At 67.7% G+C, this 20248-nt stretch carries 21 protein-coding genes; 11 read left to right on the top strand and 10 right to left on the bottom strand.

What is annotated here, in order from left to right:
- Positions 1-3: 3 nt before the first annotated feature.
- Positions 4-1098: a glycine cleavage system aminomethyltransferase GcvT gene (gcvT, locus tag G6N47_RS18055; protein WP_163659679.1), complete on the bottom strand. Its 1095-nt coding sequence runs from the start codon at positions 1096-1098 to the stop codon at positions 4-6.
- Positions 1099-1120: 22 nt separating this feature from the next.
- Between gcvT and G6N47_RS18050 the strand changes: the two genes are divergently transcribed.
- Both G6N47_RS18050 and G6N47_RS18045 read left to right on the top strand, forming a co-directional pair.
- Positions 1121-2209 (top strand): adenylate/guanylate cyclase domain-containing protein, encoded by a 1089-nt coding sequence (locus G6N47_RS18050; RefSeq protein WP_083133361.1) that lies wholly within the window; start codon positions 1121-1123, stop codon positions 2207-2209.
- Between the two features lie 11 nt (positions 2210-2220).
- A complete protein-coding gene (locus tag G6N47_RS18045; RefSeq protein ID WP_139799628.1) occupies positions 2221-3741 on the top strand; it encodes a leucyl aminopeptidase in 1521 nt (506 codons plus the stop codon).
- Between the two features lie 74 nt (positions 3742-3815).
- On the opposite strand, the gene G6N47_RS18040 is transcribed toward G6N47_RS18045, so the two are convergent.
- Entirely contained in the window at positions 3816-5576 is a 1761-nt protein-coding gene (locus G6N47_RS18040) for an SDR family oxidoreductase (RefSeq protein WP_083133268.1), read from the bottom strand.
- A gap of 204 nt (positions 5577-5780) precedes the next feature.
- Between G6N47_RS18040 and sucB the strand changes: the two genes are divergently transcribed.
- From sucB to G6N47_RS18015, 5 genes are all read left to right on the top strand, one after another.
- The gene (gene sucB / locus G6N47_RS18035; protein WP_083133362.1) at positions 5781-7517 is read left to right on the top strand and encodes a 2-oxoglutarate dehydrogenase, E2 component, dihydrolipoamide succinyltransferase; all 1737 of its coding nucleotides are present in this window, start codon (positions 5781-5783) and stop codon (positions 7515-7517) included.
- A 4-nt stretch (positions 7518-7521) separates the two neighbouring features.
- Positions 7522-8430 (top strand): TIGR01777 family oxidoreductase, encoded by a 909-nt coding sequence (locus G6N47_RS18030; RefSeq protein ID WP_083133269.1) that lies wholly within the window; start codon positions 7522-7524, stop codon positions 8428-8430.
- A gap of 66 nt (positions 8431-8496) precedes the next feature.
- Entirely contained in the window at positions 8497-9183 is a 687-nt protein-coding gene (lipB, locus tag G6N47_RS18025) for a lipoyl(octanoyl) transferase LipB (RefSeq protein ID WP_083133270.1), read from the top strand.
- Positions 9180-10112 carry a lipoyl synthase gene (gene lipA / locus G6N47_RS18020; protein WP_083133271.1) on the top strand — a complete coding sequence of 311 codons (933 nt, stop codon included), beginning with the start codon at positions 9180-9182 and terminating at the stop codon, positions 10110-10112. The genes lipB and lipA overlap by 4 nt, the downstream gene beginning before the upstream one ends.
- Positions 10113-10116: 4 nt before the next feature.
- Positions 10117-10869, top strand: a complete 753-nt coding sequence (locus tag G6N47_RS18015) for a DUF4191 domain-containing protein (protein WP_083133272.1) — start codon at positions 10117-10119, stop codon at positions 10867-10869.
- Here G6N47_RS18015 and G6N47_RS18010 read toward each other — a convergent pair whose 3' ends face one another.
- Positions 10870-11322 carry an RDD family protein gene (locus G6N47_RS18010; RefSeq protein WP_083133273.1) on the bottom strand — a complete coding sequence of 151 codons (453 nt, stop codon included), beginning with the start codon at positions 11320-11322 and terminating at the stop codon, positions 10870-10872.
- A 174-nt stretch (positions 11323-11496) separates the two neighbouring features.
- Here G6N47_RS18010 and glnA point away from each other — a divergent pair, with 174 nt between their 5' ends.
- Genes glnA through G6N47_RS17990 form a run of 4 tightly spaced genes read left to right on the top strand, consistent with a single transcriptional unit; the run spans position 11497 to position 14338 of the window.
- Positions 11497-12933, top strand: a complete 1437-nt coding sequence (gene glnA, locus G6N47_RS18005; protein ID WP_083133274.1) for a type I glutamate--ammonia ligase — start codon at positions 11497-11499, stop codon at positions 12931-12933.
- Positions 12934-12958: 25 nt separating this feature from the next.
- Positions 12959-13432, top strand: a complete 474-nt coding sequence (locus tag G6N47_RS18000) for a DoxX family protein (protein ID WP_083133275.1) — start codon at positions 12959-12961, stop codon at positions 13430-13432.
- Entirely contained in the window at positions 13429-13869 is a 441-nt protein-coding gene (locus G6N47_RS17995; protein ID WP_083133276.1) for a helix-turn-helix transcriptional regulator, read from the top strand. Before G6N47_RS18000 ends, G6N47_RS17995 begins: the two co-directional genes overlap by 4 nt.
- Positions 13870-13900: 31 nt before the next feature.
- Positions 13901-14338 (top strand): VOC family protein, encoded by a 438-nt coding sequence (locus G6N47_RS17990; protein WP_083133277.1) that lies wholly within the window; start codon positions 13901-13903, stop codon positions 14336-14338.
- Positions 14339-14352: 14 nt separating this feature from the next.
- On the opposite strand, the gene mddA is transcribed toward G6N47_RS17990, so the two are convergent.
- The 7 genes from mddA to G6N47_RS17955 all read right to left on the bottom strand — a co-directional run bounded on the left by mddA (position 14353) and on the right by G6N47_RS17955 (position 20218).
- Positions 14353-15117 (bottom strand): methanethiol S-methyltransferase, encoded by a 765-nt coding sequence (gene mddA / locus G6N47_RS17985; RefSeq protein WP_083133278.1) that lies wholly within the window; start codon positions 15115-15117, stop codon positions 14353-14355.
- A gap of 108 nt (positions 15118-15225) precedes the next feature.
- Positions 15226-16347, bottom strand: a complete 1122-nt coding sequence (locus tag G6N47_RS17980) for an epoxide hydrolase family protein (RefSeq protein WP_083133279.1) — start codon at positions 16345-16347, stop codon at positions 15226-15228.
- Complete coding sequence (locus G6N47_RS17975; RefSeq protein WP_045378126.1) at positions 16344-16577, bottom strand: hypothetical protein; 234 nt, start codon at positions 16575-16577, stop codon at positions 16344-16346. The genes G6N47_RS17980 and G6N47_RS17975 overlap by 4 nt, the downstream gene beginning before the upstream one ends.
- Before the next feature lie 58 nt (positions 16578-16635).
- Positions 16636-17160: a GNAT family N-acetyltransferase gene (locus G6N47_RS17970; protein ID WP_083133280.1), complete on the bottom strand. Its 525-nt coding sequence runs from the start codon at positions 17158-17160 to the stop codon at positions 16636-16638.
- Positions 17161-17226: 66 nt separating this feature from the next.
- The gene (locus tag G6N47_RS17965) at positions 17227-18591 is read right to left on the bottom strand and encodes a 13E12 repeat family protein (RefSeq protein ID WP_083133281.1); all 1365 of its coding nucleotides are present in this window, start codon (positions 18589-18591) and stop codon (positions 17227-17229) included.
- 164 nt (positions 18592-18755) lie between these two features.
- Positions 18756-19616, bottom strand: a complete 861-nt coding sequence (locus tag G6N47_RS17960) for a TIGR03619 family F420-dependent LLM class oxidoreductase (RefSeq protein ID WP_083133363.1) — start codon at positions 19614-19616, stop codon at positions 18756-18758.
- Entirely contained in the window at positions 19613-20218 is a 606-nt protein-coding gene (locus tag G6N47_RS17955) for a PaaI family thioesterase (RefSeq protein WP_083133364.1), read from the bottom strand. Before G6N47_RS17955 ends, G6N47_RS17960 begins: the two co-directional genes overlap by 4 nt.
- Positions 20219-20248 lie beyond the last annotated feature (30 nt).

The following is a 20248-nucleotide window of genomic DNA, read 5'->3' as shown; positions in this document are numbered from 1 at the left end:
CCGCTACCGGGTTTTCGTGTCGACAAAAGGCGGCCGCACCACTTCGCATTCGACGGCGCGGCCCCGCACGTCGACGGTGACATGCCGGCCGTCGTCGATGCCGGCGTCGGTGTCGATCAGCGCCAGCGCGATGCCGACTTGCAGTGTGGGAGAAAAGGTTCCCGACGTGGTGACCCCGACCTTGCGGTCGTCGTCGAGGACCGACAGGCCGGCCCGCAACACACCGCGGCCCACCGCGCGCAGCCCGCGCAACCGCCGCGACGGGCCCGCGGCCTTCTCGGCCAACAGCGCCTCGCGGCCGAAGAACGCCTCCTTTTTCCAGCCGATCGCCCAGCCGCAGCCGCCCTGCAGCGGCGAAATGTCGGCCGACAATTCGTGGCCGTGCAGCGGATAGCCCATCTCGGTGCGCAGCGTGTCGCGCGCGCCCAGACCCGCCGGCTGCCCGCCCGCCCGAGTGACCGCCGCCATCAGCGCGTCGAATACCACGGCCGCGGACTCCCAGGGCGGCAGCAGCTCGTAGCCGTGTTCGCCGGTGTATCCGCTGCGGCACACCCGCACCGGCACCCCGGAAAACGAGGCGTCGGCATACGCCATGTAGTCCATCCCGGCGGGCAGCCCCAGTTCGTCGAGGACGTCGACCGACCGCGGTCCCTGCACCGCCAGCACCGCATACGAGCGGTGCTCGTCGGTAACAGTCACGCCGCTCGGAGCGGCAGCCGCAAGCGCGGCCACCACCGCGGCGGTGTTGGCGGCGTTGGGCACCAGGAAGATTTCGTCGTCGCCGACATAGTAGGCGATCAGGTCGTCGATCACGCCCCCGGATTCGTTGCAGCACAACGTGTATTGCGCCTTGCCGGGTCCAATGCGACGCAGGTCGTTGGTCAGCGCGGAGTTCACGAATTCGGCGGCACCAGGTCCGCGCACCACCGCCTTGCCGAGGTGGCTGACGTCGAACAGGCCGACGGCAGAGCGGGTTGCGGTGTGTTCGCTGACGGTGCCGGCATACGACACCGGCATCAGCCAGCCGCCGAACTCCGCGAAGCTGGCGCCCAGCTCGCGGTGGCGGTCTTCCAGCGGTCCGTGCTGCACGTCAGTCACGGTGCTCCACACTAATCAGGTGGTGGATTTCGATGCCCTGGAAGCTGCCGGTATTGCCAACGCTCGCGAGCGAGCAGGCCTGATCGAATATCTGGACAGCCTCGGCTTTAGCGCCGAGGAGATGGTCGACGCCGAGCGCCGCGGCCGCCTGTTCGGACTCGCCGGTGACGTCCTGCAGTGGTCGGGCCCGCCGATCTACACCCTGCGAACGACCGCCGACGCGCTGGGTCTGCCGGTCGAGGACGTCGAGCACGCCTGGGCCATGCTCGGGCTCACGGTCGCGGACTCCGACACTCCCACGTTGAGCCAGGCCGATGTCGACGCGCTGGCGACCTGGGTGGAATTGAGAGCCCGATTCGGCGAGGACGCCGCCTCCGGAGTTCTGCGTGTCATCGGTGCCTGTGTCGCCCGGCTGGCCGAGGCCCTGTCGTCCATGATCCGCGCCGGCGCACCCGAGATCTGGATTGGCGAGACTCAGGATGAACTCACCACCGCCCAGGCTTTTCGCGGGGTCGCTGAATTCATCCCGCGCATCGGGGCGATGATGGACGCCGTCCATCGCCACCATCTGACCAGTGTGCGGACCTTCATCGAGGGCGTGGTCCCGGGCCCGTCGGCGAGCGTGGTGTGCGGGGTGGGTTTCGTGGACCTGTCCGGCTTCACCGCGCTGACCCAGATGCTCACGCCCGCGGAGTTGTCGACCTTGCTCAACGGCTTTTCCGCGACAGTCTCCGACGTGGTGCACGCCGATGGCGGCAGGGTGGTGAAGTTCATCGGCGACGCCGTGATGTGGGTGAACTCGACACCGGAGCGGCTGGCTAAGACGGCGCTCGACCTCGTCGATCACCCGCTGGCACGTGAGGTCGGGCTGCAGGTGCGCGCCGGACTCGGTTACGGCGAGATGCTGACCCTCAACGGCGACTACTTCGGCAATGCGGTGAACCTGGCCGCCCGACTGGTCGCGGCCGCATCAGCGGGGCAGATCCTCGTCGGCGCAGCCGTGCACGACGCGCTGCCGGACTGGCCGGCGACTCTGCAGGAGCCGTTGACGCTCAAGGGTTTTGACGCACCCGTGACGGCCTATGACCTGCACGTCCAATCCGGTGATTAGGGTGGTTGGCCGTGAGCACCCAACCCGGTTACCAGTCGCCGTCCGTCACCGTCGCCTCCTCACTACCGAGCCGTGGGATCGGCAAGTCGGTGCTGATCGTGCCGGTGGTGTCGACGGGTGACGAGGACCGGCCCGGGGCGAGGGTCGCGGCGGCCGAGGCGTTCCTGGGCGCCGATGCGATCGCCGAGATCGAGGCCGGACTGCAGGCGCTGAGCGCCAAGGGCGGCAGCGAGCAAATCCACCGGCTGGTGGTCTCGTCGCTTCCGGCGGGCAGCGTCATGACCGTCGGCCTGGGTAAGCCGCGCGACGAGTGGCCGGCCGACGTGATCCGCCGCGCTGCCGGCACGGCGGCCCGGTCGCTGAATGGAGCCGAGGCCGTCGTCACCACACTGGGCGAGTTGAATCTCGCCAGCGCGGTCGAGGGCCTGATCCTGGGCAGCTACCGGTTCACCACCTTCCGCAGCGACAAGACGGCGCCCAAGGACCCGGGGCTGCGCAAGATCACCGCGCTCTCGACAGCCGCCGGCGCCAAATCGGACGCCGCGCACGCCGCGGCGGTCGCAACCGCCGTCGCCACCGCCCGCGATCTGGTCAACACCCCGCCGAGTCACTTGTTTCCGGCCGAATTCGCCTCGCGCGCCAAGGCTTTGGGTGAGTCCGCCGGCCTGGAGGTCGAGGTGCTCGACGACAAGGCGCTGGCCAAGGACGGCTACGGCGGGGTGATCGGCGTGGGCAAGGGCTCGTCGCGTCCACCGCGGCTGGTGCGGCTCACGCATCGAAGTGGCAAGAAGAATGCCAAGAAGGTGGCGCTGGTCGGCAAGGGCATCACGTTCGACACCGGCGGCATCTCGATCAAGCCGGCCGCCAACATGCACCACATGACCTCCGACATGGGCGGTGCCGCAGCGGTCATCGCGACCGCGACGCTGGCCGCGCAGCTGAAGCTGCCGGTCGACGTGATCGCCACCGTGCCGATGGCCGAGAACATGCCGTCTGCCACGGCACAACGCCCCGGCGACGTGCTGACCCAATACGGCGGCAGGACAGTCGAAGTGCTCAACACCGACGCGGAGGGCCGGCTCATCCTGGCCGACGCGATTGTGCGCGCCTGCGAGGACAACCCGGACTATCTGATCGAGACGTCGACTTTGACCGGCGCACAGACGGTGGCGCTGGGCAGCCGCACCCCCGGAGTGATGGGCAGCGACGAGTTCCGTGACAGGGTGGCCGCGATCTCCCAGCAGGTCGGCGAGAACGGCTGGCCGATGCCGCTGCCCGACGAGCTCAAGGACGACCTGAAGTCGACGGTGGCCGACCTGGCCAACGTCAGCGGTCAGCGCTTCGCCGGGATGCTGGTGGCGGGAGTCTACCTGCGCGAATTCGTCGCCGACGGGGTGGCGTGGGCCCACATCGACGTCGCCGGGCCCGCCTACAACACCGGCAGCCCGTGGGGATACACCCCCAAAGGCGGCACCGGCGTGCCGACCCGCACCATGATCGCCGTGCTCGAGGACATCGCCGAAAACGGTTAGCGCCGCCGAGTGGCCACTTATTGCACGCGAATTGCGAAAACCCGTGTCATAACTGGCCATTCGGCGCCAGCGGGCTACACCAACCGGCGGCGCGCGGTGCTGCGCAGCGCCTGCGGCGCCACTCGGGACAAGCCGTAGAGCAGATAGGCCTCCGGTGCCACCGGCCGGATCGCCTTGTTTTTCTTGACGGCCGCCACGATGGCGTCGGCCACCTTGTCCGGGCCGTAGCGGCGCAGCGCAAACATCTTCTCCAGCTGGGCCCGCCGTCCCTCGACCTGCTCGAGGTGTCCGGACGGCGCGTCGAATCGGGTGGTGTGCACGATGTTGGTGTCGATGACGCCGGGGCAGATCGTGGTCAGCCCGACACCGGCCGCGTCCAGTTCGGCGCGCAGACAGTCGGAGAACATGTACACGGCGGCCTTGGCCGTGCAGTAGGCGTTCAACTGCTGTGACGGCGCGTAGGCCGCCATCGACGACACGTTGACGATGTGTCCACCCTCACCGCGCTCGACCAGCCGCCGGGCGAACGCGCGGCAGCCGTTGACCACGCCGCCGAAGTTGACGTCGAGGACCCGCTCGAATTGCTCGGGCGGGGTGTCCAGGAACCGGCCGGCCTGCCCGATGCCCGCGTTGTTGACGACGATGTCGGGCACCCCGTGTTCGGCGCAGACTTGCCCGGCGAACGCCTCGACGGCCGCGGCGTCGGCGACGTCGAGCAGATAGGCGTGCGCGACGCCGCCGCGGGCGGCGATCTCGGCGGCGGTGTCCTTGACCGCGGCGTCGTCGATGTCGCTCACGACGACCTCGGCGCCCTCGCGGGCGAACGCATAGGCGGTGGCCCGGCCGATGCCGCTGCCCGCCCCGGTCACCGACACCAAAATGTCGGTGAAGTAGTCGCGCCGACGGCCCACCTGCGCGCGCCGCAGAGCACGGCACGGCGGTTTGCCCTCGGTCAGGTCGGCGAACTCATGCACCGCCGTCGCCAGCACCTGGGGGTGCGACATCGGCGACCAGTGCCCGGCCCTGATGTCGCGGCGCCACAGCCGCGGCACCCAGCGCGCGGTGGCGTCATAGCCGTAGGGCCGCACGTAGCGGTCTTCGGTGTTGACGACGAGCTGCACCGGGACATCGACGTAGTGGTCGCGCCGGCGACGAGTGAACGACCGAAAATAGTTGGCACGGTAGGTTTTCAGCGATCTCGCCGCGTCGGCGGCAAGAGTGTCCGAGTGACGGACCTGCTCGGCGGGGACGCCCGTGGTCAGTGCGCGGCGGAATCGCGGGCCGGACAACGCGGCGCGGACAGCCAGCGGTGCCAGCACCGGTATCGAAAAGACCGCCATGTAGCTCAGCCGCAGCGCCTGGCTGAGCGCCCGCGCGAACGCGCGCGGACGGTACGGGCGCCGCAGGCCGGTGAAGATGTAGTCGACGAGGTGGTCCTGGCTCGGCCCGGACACCGAGGTGAACGACACGATTCGCTCGTCCGCGCCGGACCGGCTCAGAAAGTCCCACACCCCCACCGATCCCCAGTCGTGGGCCAGCACATGCACGGGCTGACCGGGGCTGCACGCGTCGGCGACGGCGGCGAAGTCGTCGGCGAAACGGGCCATGGTGTACGCCGAAACCCGCTTGGGCGCCGACGATCCGCCGACTCCGCGGTTGTCGTAGCGGACGACCCGGAAGCGCTCGGCCAGCTGTGGGACCACTCCGTCCCACAGCACGTGTGAGTCCGGCCAGCCGTGTACCAGCACGACCGTGGGTCCGTCGGCGTTGCCTTCTTCGTAGACCGCCAAGCGGACACCGTCGGCGCTGTCGACGAACCGTTGTGGTGCTGCCATCGCACTCCTCACCCGAGACTTACTGTGACGGCCGGTAGCTCATACCGTTGGTAGCAAGCGTGTTTCGACACTGCCCGGGGTGTCAAGCGCCGGGGAGGCGACTCTGCCCTGGGTGAGTGCCGGTCGCACCGCAGTGAAAGGATGCTGTGGTAAGCCAGAGGTCGACCCGTGCCGACCGACCGATCGATCGAGGAGTCAACAGAGATGGCCTTCTCAGTCCAGATGCCGGCGCTCGGTGAGAGCGTCACCGAGGGGACGGTCACCCGCTGGCTCAAGCAAGAAGGCGACACGGTCGAACTCGACGAGCCGCTGCTCGAGGTGTCCACCGACAAGGTCGACACCGAAATCCCGTCGCCGGCGGCCGGTGTGCTCACCAAGATCATCGCCCAGGAGGACGACACCGTCGAGGTCGGCGGCGAGCTGGCCATCATCGGCGACGCCGCCGAGGGTGACGGTGGACAACCCGCCGGCGGGCAAGCACCCGAAGCGCAACCCGAACAACCCGCGCCGCAGCCAACGGCCCAGCCTGAGCCGGAGCCCGAGCCGCAGCCCGCGGCGGCGTCACCGGACGGCGAGGCCGCCGCAACCGGTGCCACCACGCCCGTGCTCATGCCCGAACTCGGCGAGTCGGTCACCGAGGGGACGGTGACGCGCTGGCTGAAGAAGGTCGGCGACGTGGTGGAGGTCGACGAGCCGCTGGTCGAGGTGTCCACCGACAAGGTCGACACCGAGATCCCGTCCCCGGTGGCCGGCACGCTGGTCAGCATCACCGCCGACGAAGACGTCACCGTCTCGGTGGGCGGCGAGCTGGCCAGGATCGGCACCGGCGCCGCGGCGCCCGCCGCCAAGCCGGCCCCCGAGCCGCAAGCCCCGCCAGCGCCGCAGCCCGAGCCAACACCCGAACCCGCCCCGCAGCCGGAGGCCAAGCCGGCACCCGAGCCGGCCCCTCAACCGGAAGCCAAACCCGAGCCGGCGCCCGCCGCCCAAGCACCAACCACCCCGTACGTCACGCCGTTGGTGCGAAAATTGGCCGCGGACAACAACATTGACCTCAACGAAGTGACCGGCACCGGCGTCGGCGGTCGCATCCGCAAGCAGGATGTGCTGGCCGCGGCGGAAGCCAAGAAGGCGCCGCCTCCTGCGCCCACGGCGCAGCCGGCGGCAGCCGCCGCTGCTCCCACACCGGCGGCCCCGACCCCGGCGCCCGCGCTGGCGCACCTGCGCGGCACCACACAGAAAGCCAGCCGGATCCGTCAGATCACCGCCAAGAAGACCCGCGAATCGCTGCAGGCCACCGCGCAGCTGACCCAGGTCCACGAGGTCGACATGACCAAGATCGTGGCGTTGCGGGCCAGGGCCAAGAACGCGTTCGCCGAACGCGAGGGCGTGAACCTGACCTTCCTGCCGTTCATCGCCCGCGCCGTGATCGACGCGCTCAAGATCCATCCCAACATCAACGCCAGCTACAACGAGGACACCAAGGAGATCACCTACTACGACGCCGAACATCTCGGGTTCGCCGTCGACACCGAGCAGGGTCTGCTCTCCCCCGTCATCCACAACGCCGGTGACCTGTCGCTGGCCGGGCTGGCGCGCGCGATCGCCGACATCGCCGCACGCGCCCGCTCCGGCGACCTCAAACCCGACGAGCTGTCCGGTGGCACCTTCACGATCACCAACATCGGCAGCCAGGGTGCGCTGCTGGACACGCCGATCCTGGTACCGCCGCAGGCCGCCATGTTGGGCACCGGGGCGATCGTCAAGCGGCCGCGGGTGGTCGTCGACGACACCGGCAACGAATCCATCGGGGTTCGCTCGATCTGCTACCTGCCGCTGACGTACGACCACCGGCTGATCGACGGCGCCGACGCCGGACGGTTCCTGACCACGGTCAAGCATCGGCTCGAAGAGGGAGCATTCGAGGCCGACCTGGGGTTGTGACACCGTGGCCAAGGCCGTCATCGCGATCGCGGGTTCGTCCGGGCTGATCGGTTCGGCCCTGGTCGCCGCGCTGCGCGCCGCCGACTACCACGTGCTGCGCATCGTGCGAAGAACACCGTTGAACGGCACCGAGGTGCGCTGGGATCCCGAAGCCGGCGAATTCGACGCTTCGGCGCTGCGCGGCGTCGACGCGGTGGTGAACCTCTGCGGCGTCAACGTGGGCCAGCGGCGCTGGTCGGGCGCCTTCAAGCAGCACCTGCGCGACAGCCGCATCACGCCCACCGAAGTGCTGTCGGGCGCGGTCGCCGACGCCGGGGTCGGGGTACTGGTCAACGCCAGTGCCGTCGGTTACTACGGCAATACCAAGGACCGGGCCGTCGACGAAACCGATTCGGCCGGAACGGGTTTCCTGGCCCAGCTGTGTCAGGACTGGGAAGCGGCCACCGGGGCGGCCCAGCAGGCCGGCGCCCGGGTGGTGCTGGCCCGCACCGGGCTGGTGCTGGCCCCGTCGGGCGGCGCGCTGCGCCGGATGCGCCCGCTCTTCTCGCTGTGCCTGGGCGCCCGGCTGGGCAACGGTCGCCAGTACATGTCATGGATCAGCCTCGAAGACGAGGTACGGGCGCTGCAGTTCGTCATCGCCCACCGCAAGCTATCCGGGCCGGTGAACCTCACCGGGCCGGCACCGGTGACCAACGCCGAGTTCACCGCGGCCCTCGGCCGCGCGGTGCACCGGCCCACGCCGCTGATCGTGCCGGGCTTCGCGGTGCGCGCCGTGCTCGGCGAGTTCGCCGACGAGGGCTTGCTGTGCGGCCAGCGCGTCATCCCGACCGCCCTGGAGCGCGCGGGTTTCCAGTTCCACCACAACACCATTGGTGAGGCACTGCGCTACGCGACCACCCGCCCCGCCGCCTAGGCCGATTGCCCGCCTCCTCCTCAGGCCGTTCCGGCCCGCATCGTCGGCGGGCGGTAGCCTCGGCTTGTGAGCTCCATTCGCTCGAGCAGCGCGCCCATCGAGGTCCGCCAACTCGGCAGCATCGACTACGAGGCCGCGTGGCGGCTGCAACGCGAACTGGCCGACGAGCGAGTGGCCGGTGGAAGCGACACCCTGCTGCTGCTCGAGCACCCGTCGGTCTACACCGCCGGGCGGCGCACGCTGCCGCACGAGCGGCCGATTGACGGCACGCCCGTTGTTGACACCGACCGCGGCGGCAAGATCACCTGGCATGGGCCGGGCCAGCTCGTCGGCTACCCGATCGTCGGGCTGGCTGAGCCGCTGGACGTCGTCAATTACGTTCGGCGCCTTGAGGAATCGCTGATCAAGGTGTGCACTGACCTGGGCCTGGACGTGGGTCGCGTCGAGGGCCGGTCGGGAGTGTGGGTGCCAGGCCGGCGCGCACGCAAGGTCGCCGCAATCGGCGTTCGGGTGTCGCGGGCGACGACGCTGCACGGTTTCGCGCTCAACTGCGACTGCGATCTTGCGGCGTTCGACCGGATCGTGCCCTGCGGCATCGTCGACGCCGGAGTGACGTCGATAACGGCGGAACTGGGCCGCCGGGTCGGCGTCGGCGACGTCCGGTCGGCGGTCGCCGACGCGGTGTGCGACGCGCTCGACGGGCGGCTGGCGCTGAGCTGGGAACCGTCGGCCCGCGTAGCATCGCCACTGTGACTGTCGCTCCGGAAGGCCGGAAGTTGCTGCGCCTGGAGGTGCGCAACGCGGCGACGCCGATCGAGCGCAAGCCGCCGTGGATCAAAACCCGCGCGCGCATGGGCCCGGAATACAGGGAGTTGAAGAGCCTGGTCCGGCGCGAAGGCCTGCACACCGTGTGCGAGGAAGCCGGCTGCCCCAACATCTACGAGTGCTGGGAAGACCGCGAGGCCACTTTCCTGATCGGCGGCGATCAATGCACCCGTCGCTGCGACTTCTGCCAGATCGACACCGGCAAGCCGGCCGCCCTGGACCGCGACGAGCCGCGGCGTGTCGCAGAGAGCGTGCAGGCGATGGGACTGCGGTACTCGACCGTCACGGGGGTGGCCCGCGACGACCTGCCCGACGGCGGCGCGTGGCTCTACGCCGAGACCGTGCGCGCCATCAAGGCGCTCAACCCGAACACCGGCGTCGAACTACTGATCCCCGACTTCAACGGCGACCCCGACCGGCTGCGAGAGGTTTTCGAATCACGCCCGGAAGTGTTGGCGCACAACGTCGAAACCGTACCGCGGATTTTCAAGCGGATCCGGCCGGCCTTCCGCTACCGGCGCAGCCTCGACGTGCTCACCGCTGCCCGCGAATTCGGGTTGGTCACCAAGAGCAACCTGATTCTCGGGTTGGGCGAGACGCCCGACGAGGTGCGCACCGCGCTGGACGATCTCCATGCAGCGGGCTGCGAGATCGTCACGATCACCCAATACCTGCGTCCGTCGGCCCGGCATCACCCGGTCGAGCGCTGGGTTCCTCCCGACGAGTTCGTCGAGTACTCGCGCTACGCCGAAGGCCTGGGCTTCGCCGGGGTGCTGGCCGGACCATTGGTGCGGTCGTCGTATCGTGCCGGGCGGCTCTACCAGCAGGCTGTGCAGGCACGCCCGACCGTATCCTGAACCAATGGCGAAATCCCGTAATACCGCGGCGAACAAGGCCGCCAGAGCCGAGGCGAAGGCGGCCCGCAAGGCCGCCGCCAAGGAGCGCCGCAGCCAGCTGTGGCAGGCGTTCACCATGCAGCGCAAAGAGGACAAGCGGCTGCTGCCCTACATGATCGGCGCGTTCGTGCTGATCGTCGGGGTCTCGGTGGCTGTCGGGGTGGCCGCCGGCGGGTTCACCATGATCACGATGATTCCGCTGGGCGTGGTGCTCGGTGCGCTCGTGGCGTTCATCATTTTCGGCCGGCGCGCCCAGCGGTCGGTCTACCGCAAGGCGGAGGGCCAAACCGGCGCCGCCGCATGGGCGCTGGACAACCTCCGCGGCAAATGGCGCGTTACCCCGGGCGTGGCCGCTACCGGTCACTTCGACGCCGTGCACCGCGTGATCGGTCGCCCCGGCGTCATCCTGGTGGCCGAGGGGTCGCCGGCGCGGGTCAAGCCGCTGCTGGCCCAGGAAAAGAAGCGCACCGCACGGTTGGTGGGCGAGGTGCCGATCTACGACATCGTCGTCGGCAACGGCGAAGGCGAGGTTCCGCTGGCCAAGCTGGAACGGCATCTGACCCGGCTGCCGGCGAACATCACCGTCAAGCAGATGGACTCGCTGGAATCCCGGCTCAGCGCCTTGGGCACCCGGGCCGGGGCAGCCGCGATGCCGAAGGGACCGGTACCCGGCGCCGCCAAGATGCGCGGCGTGCAGCGGACAGTGCGACGGCGCTAGCTACCTGCGGACGACGGCAGTGCCCGTCGCTCGGTCCTGCCATCCGCGGCCGTCGGCGTCGACGAACAACGCCGGAATGACCAACGCGATGATCAGCCCGCGCAGCGCGGCCCGGCCGAGTCCGACGTGCAGCCGCCCGTCGACCGACATCACCCGCAGCCCCAGCGCGAACTGCCCCGGTGTGAACTCGAACAGCCGAACCGCGACCACGCCGAGCACCAACCAGACGACCAGCACCGCCGTCGACAGCAGGCTCGGCGCAATCAATCCCAGCGTCATCCCCAGCGCGGCAAGCCCGTAGGCCACCAGCCAGTCGACCATCAGCGCGGCCAGCCGGCGGCCCAGCCGGGCCAGCGAACCGGGGCCGTGCTCGGGCAGGCCGAGGGTTTCACCCGGGTACCCGGACGACGAGCCCGCCGGGCCGGACAGCCACGATGCGATGTCACGGGCCATGGCCCCACCATAAGCGGGCGCAGACCAGTCGCGTAACGTCAGCGCAACATGGGGTTGACTGCCGGGCAACATCACCTCCCTACGGTCTGATCGGGCCACCCGTCACGGCCAGTAAAGGAGAGCGCCTCAATGACCGCATTAGATTCGATGCCCTCAGTAAAGGAGAGCGCTTCGGTGTCCGAAAAGACGGCCGACGACATCATCAAGCTCATCAAGGACGAGAAGGTTCAGTACGTCGACGTCCGCTTCTGTGATCTGCCCGGCGTGATGCAGCACTTCACGATCCCGGCGTCGGCGTTCGACCAGAGCGTGTTCGAGGACGGGCTGGCCTTCGACGGCTCGTCGATCCGCGGCTTCCAGTCGATCCACGAATCCGACATGATCCTGCTGCCCGACCCCGAGACGGTGCAGATCGACCCGTTCCGCGAAGCCAAGACGCTGAACCTGAACTTCTTCGTGCACGACCCGTTCACCCGTGAGGCCTACTCGCGCGACCCGCGCAACGTCGCCCGCAAGGCCGAGAGCTACCTGGTCAGCACCGGCATCGCCGACACCGCCTACTTCGGCGCCGAGGCCGAGTTCTACATCTTCGACTCGGTTTCCTTCAACTCTCAGACCAACAGCGCGTTCTACGAGGTCGACGCGATCTCGGGCTGGTGGAACACCGGTGTGAAGACCGAGTTCGACGGCAGCGCCAACCGCGGCTACAAGGTGCGCCCGAAGGGCGGTTACTTCCCCGTCGCGCCCAACGACCAGTACGTCGACATCCGCGACAAGATGCTGACCAACCTGATCAACGCCGGCTTCGTCCTGGAAAAGGGCCACCACGAGGTGGGCTCCGGCGGCCAGGCCGAGATCAACTACAAGTTCAACACGCTGCTGCACGCGGCCGACGACCTGATGCTGTTCAAGTACATCGTCAAGAACACCGCATGGGTGAACGGCAAGACGGTGACGTTCATGCCCAAGCCGCTGTTCGGCGACAACGGCTCCGGGATGCACACCCACCAGTCGCTGTGGAAAGACGGCGGCCCGCTGTTCTACGACGAGGTCGGCTACGCCGGCTTGTCGGACACCGCCCGCCACTACATCGGCGGCATCCTGCACCACGCCCCGTCGCTGCTGGCGTTCACCAACCCGACGGTCAACTCCTACAAGCGGCTGGTGCCGGGCTACGAGGCGCCGATCAACCTGGTGTACAGCCAGCGCAACCGCTCGGCGTGTGTGCGCATCCCGATCACCGGCAACAACCCCAAGGCCAAGCGGCTCGAGTTCCGCTGCCCCGACTCGTCGGGCAACCCGTACCTGGCGTTCTCGGCGATGATGATGGCCGGTATCGACGGAATCAAGAAGAAGATCGAGCCGCAGGCGCCGGTGGACAAGGACCTCTACGAGCTGCCGCCGGAAGAGGCCGCCAACATCCCGCAGGCCCCCACCTCGCTGGCCGCGGTGATCGACCGCCTCGAAGAGGACCACGAATACCTCACTGAGGGAGGCGTTTTCACGCCCGACCTGATCGAGACGTGGATCGCCTACAAGCGCGAGAACGAGATCGACCCGATCAACGTCCGGCCGCACCCCTACGAATTCGCGCTGTACTACGACGTTTAATCACGTGTAGCCGTATCGTCGTCGCATGACGACGCGCAACCTCGAGGCCAGGCTCAGCCCGTACTCGCCTGTGGCGGTGGCGGTTTTCCGTGTGGTGTTCGGGCTGCTGTTTTTATGCCACGGCCTGCAGAAGCTGATCGGCTGGCCGATCGGGCCCACCGTCCCGACCGGCGAGTGGCCGTTTTATTACGCGGGTTGGATAGAAGCGGTGACCGCCGGGCTGATCCTGGTGGGCCTGTTCACCCGGGCCGCTGCCTTCGTGGCGTCCGGAGAGATGGCGTACGCCTACTTCAGCCAGCACTTCCCGCATGGCTTCTGGCCGATGGTCAACCAGGGTGAGCTTGCGGTGTTGTACTGCTTCGGTTTTCTGCTGTTGGTATTCATCGGCGGGGGCGCATACGCGGTCGACACCCGTCGCCGCACCGGTACGGGCTGGCGGTCGACGAGCGCGCCCTGGACGCGTTTACGACGAAATCGTCGGCTCGGCCGGCGGGCATGACCGTCACAGCCGTGCCGGTTGCCCGATATCTCCTGCGGGCCAAGGACCTCGCGGACAGCCGCTACTTCGAGCCACTTTCGGTAGCCGACCTCGCGCACGCGGCAGGATTATCGAAGGCGCACTTCAGCAGAGAGTTCGCCCGGACATTCGGCGAGACACCACACCAATACCTGCTGACACGGCGACTGGAACGGGCAGCGGCGTTACTGCGCACGACGGATTGGCCGGTTGCCCGGATCTGCTGTGCAGTCGGCTGTGAGAGTGTCGGCTCCTTCACGACGAGCTTCCGGCGAATCTTCGGCCAGACCCCGACCGACTACCGAGCGGCGTGGCCGCCCGCCGCCCGCCTTGTCCGGATACCTCTGTGCGTCGCGAAAGCCTATGCGCGCCCGCAGAACCGCACTTTTCGAGAAGACGATCGCTGGACGGTTCCCTAGGCTTGCGCATACCAGCCAGTGAGGAGAACCAGTGATCAAGATCGCCAACACCCAGTTCTGGGTGCACGACCAAGACGAGGCCGCCGAGTTCTACACCAAAACGCTGGGCTGGGAGATCCGCTCCGACGTCACCATGGAGGCGTGGCAGTTCCGCTGGCTGGTAGTGGGGCCGCCGGGCCAGTCCGACGTCGGCCTGGTGCTGATGCCGGTGCCGGGACCGCCGATGCTCGACGCACAGGCCAGCGCCGCTCTGGCCGAGCTCGTCGCGAAGGGCGCCGGCGGAACCCTGTTCCTCGAGACCGATGACTGCCAGCGCAGCTACGACGAGTTGTCGGCTCGCGGCGTGGTGTTCAACGACCCGCCGACTCCACAGCCGTACGGCATCGACACATCGTTTCGTGACCCGTCGGGCAACAACATCCGCTTGACGCAGGTCCTCGAATTCGACCCGACCCGAACGTCGGTGTGACAGCGCTCAGCTCGTCATCCCTGTGGACGCGGCCACGGCAGCAGCATCGGCACCCGTCGCCGGTAGTCCAGGTATTGCGACCCCAGCATGGCGATCAGGTCGTGCTCTTCCAGCTGAATCGCGATCAGGATGTAGGCGGTAGTGGCGATCGCAAACAGCAGGTGACCGGCCGTCATCGTGGGAGCCGCCCAAAAGGCGACAATAAATCCGACCATCAGCGGGTGGCGCACCACCCGATACAGCAGCGGTGCGCGAAAAGTGATGTCGCTCAACGGTTTTCCACGCCACACCGCGAGCACCTGGCGCAGCCCGAACAAATCGAGATGGCTGATCATGAACGACGACACGAACACGGTCACCCAGCCGAGCCAGAACAACGCCCACAACACCAACCGGGCCGCAGGCATTCTGACGTCCCACACCACGGTGGGCATTGATCGCCACTGCCAGTACAGAAGGACCAGCGCCAAACTCGACAGCAGAACGTAGGTGCTGCGCTCCAGCGGCGGGGGCACCACGCGGGTCCACCACCGCTTGAATGCCGGTCGCGCCATCACGCTGTGCTGCGCGGCGAAGACGCCGAGCAGCAACACATTCACCACGATCGCTTCCCCGATCGGGGCGGCCACGGCGTGATCGATGCTTCGTGGGACCCACAGGTCGCCGACGAAGCCGATGGCGTACAGGAAGGACGCCACGAACGCCAGATAGCAGACGGCGCCGTAGCCGACTGCGAATAGCCGATTGACCTTGCTTGGGGCAGTAGATGGTTGGGTCATGACAGTGCACCTCCCCGCCGGTCCCGGCGGTATCCATAGTCGACTATTCCGGTCTTGCGCCGAGCGGAATAGGGTAGCCGGCTACCCGAATCCCGGGCAGCCCGTTGTTCAGCGGACTGTTGCGAAGAACGCGCGGACGTCGTCGACGAACAGGCTCGGTTGCTCAAATGCGGCGAAGTTTCCGCCGCGCGGCATCGTCGTCCAGTGCGTGATGTTGTAGACGGCCTCACACCAGCGCCGCGGCGTGGGCAGGATTTCCTTGGGAAATGCGGCGACGCCGGTGGGCAGCTCGACGCGGCCGGCGCCGCCGAAATTGTTGTAGCTTTCCCAATACAGGCGCGCCGAGGAGGCGCCGCTTCCGGTCGCCCAGTACAGCATCACGTTGTCGAGGATTTCGTCGCGGGTGACCACGTTCTCGGGATGCCCGTCGCAGTCCATCCAGGCCCAGAACTTCTCTACGATCCAGGCCAGTTGTGCCACTGGCGAATCGACCAATCCATAGCCCAGCGTCTGGGGCCGGGTGGACTGCTGCTTGGAATAGCCGGTGCCCCAACGGCGGTGCTGCGCAAGGGCCGCCAACGCCCGTTGCTCGTCGTCGGTGAACTCGGCGCTGTCTGCGGGCGGCCGAGCGATGGGCATGTTCAGGTGAATAGCGAAGCAACGACCGCCGTTGCGGCCCAGTTGGGTGGTGACGGCGGCACCCCAGTCGCCGCCTTGCGCGCCGTAACGGTCATAACCGAGACGGCCCATGAGCGTCTCCCACGCTTGCGCGATCTTGTCGACGCCCCACCCTGTGCGGGTGGGCTTGCCGGAGAACCCGTATCCGGGAAGCGACGGGCAGACGACGTGGAACGCGTCCTCGGGGCGGTCGGGATTGACCAGCGGGTCGATCACCTTGTGGAACTCGACGATCGAGCCGGGCCAGCCGTGGGTGATCAACAACGGCAGGGCGTCCTCGTGCGGGGAGCGCTGGTGGATGAAATGGATGTCGAGTCCGTCGATCTCGGTGACGAATTGGTCGAAGCGGTTCAGCGCGGCTTCGCGTGCCCGCCAGTCGTAGCCGTCGGCCCAGTAGTCGGCCAGCTCGCGGGCGTAGGCCAAGGGCATGCCCTGGCTCCAGTCGTCGACGCACTCGGCGTCGGGCCACCGTGTACGCGCCAAGCGGGTCCGCAGGTCGTCCAGAACTTCGCTGCCGACGTCGATGCGAAACGGTGTGACGGGTGGGGTCACAGAATGCGGCGAGGCGACCTGCCCATGTGGTAGCCGGCTGGGAAGGACATCTCGATCACTCGAAGCTGGTCGTTGGCCTTGGATTCGAGTTCGAGTACGACGCAGCCCTCGCCGATGGCTTTGGATTCGAGAACCGTGTAGTGCTGACCGCCACCTTGGACGTCGGTGATCGGGTCACCTGAGCGCAATGCCTCGACGGGCACGAGTTCGGGGGTTCCGTGTGACTCCACGCTGGCAACGTTAGGGCAAACGCGCGAGCAAGGGAACGGTTTTGACCGCGTGTGGCGACTACAGGCTGATCGTCCGGTCGTCGCCTGGGCGGGTGCCGCCGAGGGCGTTTGCACGCAAAACTTTGCGCATGTGCACGAGGAAGTACGACCCAACCGGCGTCCGGTGAGTCTCGACGTAGCCGAGACGGGAATACAGGCGGAGATTTGCCGAGCTACGTTCTCCGGTGAACAGCTCGATGGCGGTCACCAATTCCGGGATCAAGTGCTCGACGCGCGTTAGCAGCCTTGTCCCGAGGCCGCGCCCCTGCTGGTCGGGAGCGACGGAGGTGCGACGAAGCTCCGCGGCAGACCCGTTCACCTCCAGCCGGGTCGCTGCCACCAGGCGACCGCCAACTCTGTACCCGTATGCGAACACCGACGGACACGACAACTCGTCACGCAGCTCTGCGAGCGTCTGCGTCAGCGGGGGCAGCGCCGGGTCATCGTGCAGTTGAGCCTCGGTGACGAAGGCAGCTCGTTGCAACGTGAGCATCTCGCCCGCGTCGGGCAACCCGAGCCGGATCGGTTCATCAGCGAGCGACATGCGCGCAGGCTAACGCAGCAGTGACGGGTCACCCAGACATGGCACCTCTCATGCGAGTCACCGCGCTCAGGGGTCGTCTTCGTCGTCGTCTGGCCGGAGGAGTTTGTCGGGGTGCCAGTAGTTGTTGGTGCGGGGTTGGCCGTGGTCGAGGTGTGGGGGTGGGATCCATTCGGTGTCGCCGCGCGCGTTTTTCCGGGTGGTCCAGCCGTCTTCGGTGATGGGGTGGTGGCCGCCGCAGCCTAGGGTGAGGTCGTTGACGTCGGTGGTGTGGCATTGGGCGTAGGGGGTGCAGTGATGTGCCTCGCAGTGATAGCCCGGTACCGGGCAATTCGGGAACGTGCACCCGCGATCCTTCGCGTATAACACAATCCGCTGGGCGGGCGACGCTAAACGTTTGGTGTGGTACAGCGCCAGGGCTTTGCCTTTGTCGAAGATGGCTAGGTAGTGGTGGGCGTGGGAGGCGATCCGGATCACATCGGACATCGGCAGTAGTGTTCCGCCGCCGGTGAGGCCGTGTCCGGTGCCGGCTTCGATGTCTTGCAGGTTGGTGGTGACGATGATGCTGGCCGGTAGCCCGTTGTGCTGACCGAGGTTTCCGGAGGCCAGCAGTGCGCGCAGCCCGGCCAGCAGCCCATCATGCTGGCGTTGAGCGGTGCTGCGGGTGTCGCGGCGGGCCGTCTCCTCGCAAGGGGTGCCGTCGACAACGGGTGCCGTGTCGGCGGGGTTGCACATGCCGGGGGCGGCGAGTTTGGCCCACACGGCTTCGAGGGTGGCGCGCAACTCCGGGGTGATCCAGCCGGTCAGCTGCGACATGAGATCGGGGCCTTGCTTGCCCAGGGTCAGGCCGCGTCGGCGCGCCCGCTCGTCGTCGGAAAAGTCGCCGTCGGGGTTGAGGCAGTCGGTGAGCCGCTGGGCCAACATGGCTAGGTCGTCGGGGCGATGCTGCCCGGCCAACTCGGCCAGGTGGGCCTCGGCGTGTGCGCGGGTCTCGACGTCGACGAAGCCGGGCAGCCGGTGCATGAAACCACGGATCACCGCCACATGACCGGCGCCGATCTGCCCGCCGCGCTGGGCGGCGGCGGTCGCGGGCAACACCGGCGCCAACGGTTCGCCGGTCATCGCCTGGCGCGGCCCGAGGTCTTTGGCTTCGTGAATGCGCCGACTGGCCTCGGCCGGGGTGATGCGCAACCGCTCGGCCAGCGCGAAGCGCAGCGTGCCGCCCAACTCAGTCTCGCTGGCCTGTTCGGCCAGCTGGTTGATCAGCGGATGCTCCACCGCCGGCAACCGCCGGCGGATGGTTTCACAGCGCTCCAACATGGCCAGGCATTCCGGAGTGGTCAACACCTCGAAGGACAGATCCAGGGCGCGCTTCATGGCAGATTCGAGTGCGTCGAAGGCCTCGACGATCTCCTCACGGCTACTCGAACGCATGTTCGAATGGTATCACGGGCGCCGGACAGGCGCCACCACATTCCACAGGCAAAACTAAAGTGACACAAGTGGTTACAGTGGTTGATGGCGATGGACCGCCGCTCTCTGGTTAGCATGGCTAAAGTTCCCATTTCGAGAGCCAGCAAACAGGGCAACGGCCGCTGCTACCCGTCGAGCGCCAGGTCCTTGCGGAAGCGCCGCATGCCGTCGATTTTCTCGCCCAGCGTGGCATCGGGCCCCGCGTAGAACATCCATGGCATGGTGAGGATGCCGGTGATGCCGGCATCCTCGGCACGTTGATAGTCGGCAACGGTCAAGGCATCAGTTAACGGCGTCAGAATAGTGAAATCGTCCATCGTCAAACCGTTTTCGGCCCTCAGCGCACGCAGCCGGCCGGTCACCTCGATCGCGCGGTCGGTGCGGATCAGGTCACCGATCCAGCCGTCGTGGCGGGCGGCGCGGCGCAACGCGGTGTCGCTGAGCCCGCCGACGTAGATCGGCACCCGGGGCGGCGTCGGCTCCATCTCCAACCGCGGTGTCTGGTAGAACCGGCCGTCGAACTCGACCCAGCCCGGGCTCCACAAGGCGCGAAGAAGCTCGAGCATCTCGTCGGTGCGTTTGCCGCGGTCCTCGAATCGTTGCTCCATCAATGCGAATTCGTCGGCGCACCAGCCCACCCCAACGCCGAGCTCCACCCGTCCGCCGGCCAGGCAGGCCGCGGTGCCAATGGCTTTGGCCGCCGAATAGGGGTTGCGCATCGCCGGGATGTAGACGGTGGTGACGAACCGCAGCCGGTTGGTGACTTGCGCAAGCGCACCGACCAGCACCCACGGGTCGGGCCAGTCGGTGAACGGCGGCCAGCGCCGCTGTCCGTCCTTGGTGTACGGGTACGGCGTGCTCAATGTCTCGAGGTTGACGATGTGGTCGGGGATCCCGATCCCGTCGTAGCCCAGTTCGTCGGCGGCCTTGGCGATTTCGACGATCTCGCCGGTCTTCAAAAACCCGCTGCTGACGTAGAACTTCATCCGGCGTCCCGCGCCCATGCCGGCTGAACGAAGATCCCCTCGGCCTCGACGGTGATTCCCTCTGAATCGGAAATATGGCCGCGGACAAACGTTTTGACGCTTTCCGAGCGCTCGACCGCCGCTTCGGCGCGCAGCTCGCCCAGCGGAGTGCCACGCAGGTACTTCACCGTAATGGTTCCGGTGAACAGCGGCTTGGTCAGGCCCTCACTGGCCGCCTCCCCCAGCACATGGTCGAGCACCAGGGCGCAGACGCCGCCGTGCACCAGGCCGGGTGGTCCTTCGTACGCCGCGCCCAGGCTGAATTTGCTCCAGCAGCGCCCGCCGTCGTGGTGGATGGTCAGCGGCGGGGATATCGGGTTGCGCAGACCGATCACGGCGTTGCCCCACGCCAGCGGGCGCCCGTCCACGGCGTAGCGCACAGCGGGCCGCTCGTCGACCCAGCGGCTGCGCAACCGCTGAGCCACCGCCTGGATCGCGCTGCGGGCGTCACGGATGGTGTCCTCGTCGGCTTCGGTGCGGATGGTGGCGTCGATGAGCTCGCGCACGGCGTCGGTCAGCGGGCCGTACAGCGCCGTTAGCCGGTCATGCTCGTCGGCGCCCATGACCTCGTATGTGATGTTCACCCGATGCTA

The sequence above is a fragment of the Mycobacterium branderi genome (assembly GCF_010728725.1).
GTDB classification, from domain to species: Bacteria; Actinomycetota; Actinomycetes; order Mycobacteriales; family Mycobacteriaceae; genus Mycobacterium; species Mycobacterium branderi.
This window is presented reverse-complemented; position numbering and strand designations above follow the sequence as displayed.